This window comes from Methylobacterium sp. WL103 (assembly GCF_008039885.1).
GTDB classification, from domain to species: Bacteria; Pseudomonadota; Alphaproteobacteria; order Rhizobiales; family Beijerinckiaceae; genus Methylobacterium; species Methylobacterium cerastii.
The window spans coordinates 1-3,041 of the sequence record NZ_VRUX01000516.1; the positions used below are offsets into that span (position 1 = coordinate 1).

Sequence of the window (3,041 nt, forward strand, 5' to 3'; positions counted from 1 at the left end):
AATCCGCCATCGGCTCCGGCTTCGTGGGCTCGTTTTGTTGAATACTCTACAGGCAACGCCCGCGTTCGTTCTAGCCGCGCCAGCGTCACCGCCGGATGGGGGATGTCGAGACTTCGGCAGAGGGCCGCGAAGCGCAGCGGGTCCTTCAGGGCCGAGACGGCGGCGGCGGCCGCGCCGAGCAGGCGATGACGCGCGCCGATCGCGTCGATCAGAGTCGGCGCCGCCTCGAACCCGCTTCCCAGGATCACGCCGATCGGCCTGCCTCCGGCCAACGCCGACAGATCGTCGAGGCTCGCGAGCACCGCCGCCCCGAGGCGCCCTGTGGCGAACCGGCCCTCCAGCGGGCGATGCGCCTCGGCCAGCTCCAGCGTGTCCGAATCGGCGAACAGGTCGGCGACGAAGGGGCGGAGCCCAGCGCGGCGCGCGGCCTCGGCCAGCGCGCGGCCGGATTGCGCCGCGATCAGGACCGCGTCGCCGGCCATGCCGAGGTCAACCGGCGACCTCGACCGCCAGGGTGTAGGCGTCGCGGAAATCGAGGCAGAGCGGCGTCTCCGAGGCGAGCATCCGCCCGAACAGCTGCTTCTGCGTCTGGTACTTCACGTTGCCGACCGCGAGCGCGCCGATGCCGACGCCCTTGCCGACCGGTAGCGCCACGTCCACCGCGTTGACGTCGATCCCGGCGATCCCGGCCGGGGGCACGGCGTTGACGTCGGAGGCGACGAGCAGGTTCGGCGCGAAGCTCAGGTCTTCGGCCGAGAGGATCGGGATGCCGGCGGGGCCGGCCGACAGGATCACGTCGGCGTCGGCGATCGCCCTGCGGCGGTCGTCCGGGGTGGTGCCGTCGACGGCGCCGACCTCGATGCCGAAGCGCCACTTCATGGTGAAGGCGATCTTCGAGACGCGCTCCTCGCCGTCGTGCCCGACGATCACCGTCTTCGCGCCTTCGAGCGCGCCGATCACCGCGGCGACGTAGGCCACGACGCCGGCGCCGCCGAAGATGACGATGCGCTTGTCCTTCAGGCCGGTGCCGAATTTTTCGCGCAGCGCCCGCGAGACCTGCGCCACCATCGCCGCACCGGTGGTGAAGGACCCCGCCGGGTCGGCGAACAGGTGGTTGGCGAAGGGCGGCACGAAGGCCTTCTTGGCCCGGTCCATCATGTCGAGGGCGTCCTCGGCGTTCTTGCCGCCGATGAAGATGCCGGTGCGGGCGCCGTCGCCGGGCGCGCGCGAGAAGATCGAGTCCTGGGTCAGCGAGACCACGTCGGGCAGCGTCACGTCGGTGTAGGTGACGATGGTCTCGAACCCGGCATCCACGGCCATGTTCACGTCGAACGGGCTCATGTGCTTGAGCGGCGTCAGCATGTGCAGGATCGAGCGGGCCATGGCGTTTCCCTGTCTGGTGCGAGGAGCGTCGTTCGACGTCGGTGTGAGTCGCAATCGCGGCTCGTGGTCAAGCGTAACGGTTCAGGCGTGACGAATCATGCGTCCGCGATCTCGGCGCCCGCGTTCCGGCCGCGCGCGATCAGGAAGCGCAGCGGGCCCGGCCGCGCCAGCCCGGCGACGAGGGCGTTCGCCTCGGCCTCCGAGGGCATCAGCGCGAAGCCGGTCGGGCCCCAGGAGCTCTGGCCGTAGCCGGCCACGCCCTGGTCCGCGATCGTCCGCAGCGCCTCGGCGACGGCGGGGCTCGCGTAGCGGCCGCCCTGGTGCGGAGCGAAGTGGTCGCCGATCAGCCGCTGGATCTGGGTGATGCCGGCGCCGAAGCCCTGGGGCTCGGCGAGCACCGCGGCCGGCATCACCTGCATCAGCACGATCCGGCAGATTTCCGCGGCCTGGCGCTCGGGGAAGCGCGGCAGCTCGGCGAAGGCGCGCTGCTCGCGCGAGCCGTGGATCCCGGTGGCGCTCTCGTCCAGGATCAGCACCACGCGCCACGCCTCCGGATAGGAGAGCCGCGCGATCACCGGTGGTGGTGCACCGGTGGCGTCGCGTCCGCCGTCGACGATGAGGCCACCCTCGGTGAAGGCCGACAGGCCGACGCCGGAGCGGTTGCCCCGATCGAGCGCGTTCGAGAAGTCTTCCGCCGAGAACGGCTTGCCGGAGAGCTTCGCCAGGGCCGCGGCGACGCTGAGCGCGAGCTGGGTGCCGGAGCCGAAGCCGGCATGGGCGGGGATCGCCTCCCCCACCCGGATCGCCACCGCCTCCGGCACGCCGAGATGGCTCGCCGCCGCCTGGACGTAGCCGCGCACGCGCGCCTCCTCCGGCCCGGTGACGCTCAGCGTCTCGGCCGCGGTCGCGGTCAGGCGCACGGCGGGGGCGTCGATCGCCAGGCCGATGCTGCCGAAGCGACGGCCGAGGCCGCCATGCAGGTCGAGGAACCCGAAATGCAATCGCGCCGGCGCGTGGACGCGAACGGAACGCGACGCGGCGGCCCAGGATGGGCTGCGGGCGGATTCCGACATGTCGATGCCTTCCGCGATGCCTGCCGCCTTCGCCACGCCGCCTCGCCCTGTCGTCGCTCCGAACCTCCAGGAATGGTCCGCGCGGAAGCCGGCTTCTCCCATGGAGGCGCCCCGCCGGGCAACCGCCTGACGGAGCCGGGCGCCCGCAAATCGCGGGCAAAGGGTTGCCTGCGGCGTGCGAGCGATGCAAACGTGCCTTCCAGCGCAGGCATTCCGAGTGCCGCCTGGGCGGGATCGCATCCCGTTCGGGCAGGCCATTCCGGCTTCGACGGCTTTTCCGCCGTCCTCCCCGGTCTTACGGCGACGATCTGCGACGCCTCAAGAAACGGTTCGGGTGAGGACGCATGACAGCCTGGGTGAAGGGTGACGCGACCGATGCGGAGGGCGCCATCGCGGCCGCCGCCGCTTTGCTCGCCGCCGCGCACGCACCGGTCTTCGCCGGCCTGAACGCCGACGTCGCCGCGATTCGCGCAGCCTACCGCCTCGCCGGCACGATCGGCGCCTCCCTCGACACGCAAGGGGCCGCCGGCACCTATGCCGACCTCGGCGCGCTCGCCCGCGTCGGCGCGATGACGACGACCCCGG

At 72.1% G+C, this 3,041-nt stretch carries 2 protein-coding genes and 2 pseudogenes; 1 reads left to right on the forward strand and 3 read right to left on the reverse strand.

The annotated features are described in order from the left end of the window. The 3 genes and pseudogenes from FV222_RS21570 to FV222_RS21580 form a co-directional block, all read right to left on the reverse strand. Window positions 1–482 (reverse strand): annotated as a pseudogene (locus FV222_RS21570) (tetrahydromethanopterin C1 transfer protein); the annotation flags it as partial. A 7-nt stretch (window positions 483–489) separates the two neighbouring features. Continuing rightward, window positions 490–1,383, reverse strand: a complete 894-nt coding sequence (locus FV222_RS21575; RefSeq protein WP_147750990.1) for an NAD(P)-dependent methylenetetrahydromethanopterin dehydrogenase — start codon at window positions 1,381–1,383, stop codon at window positions 490–492. A 95-nt stretch (window positions 1,384–1,478) separates the two neighbouring features. Continuing rightward, window positions 1,479–2,456 carry a beta-ribofuranosylaminobenzene 5'-phosphate synthase family protein gene (locus FV222_RS21580; RefSeq protein ID WP_147815604.1) on the reverse strand — a complete coding sequence of 326 codons (978 nt, stop codon included), beginning with the start codon at window positions 2,454–2,456 and terminating at the stop codon, window positions 1,479–1,481. A gap of 344 nt (window positions 2,457–2,800) precedes the next feature. On the opposite strand from FV222_RS21580, the pseudogene FV222_RS21585 reads away from it, so the two are divergent. Beyond that, window positions 2,801–3,041 (forward strand): annotated as a pseudogene (locus FV222_RS21585) (formyltransferase); the annotation flags it as partial.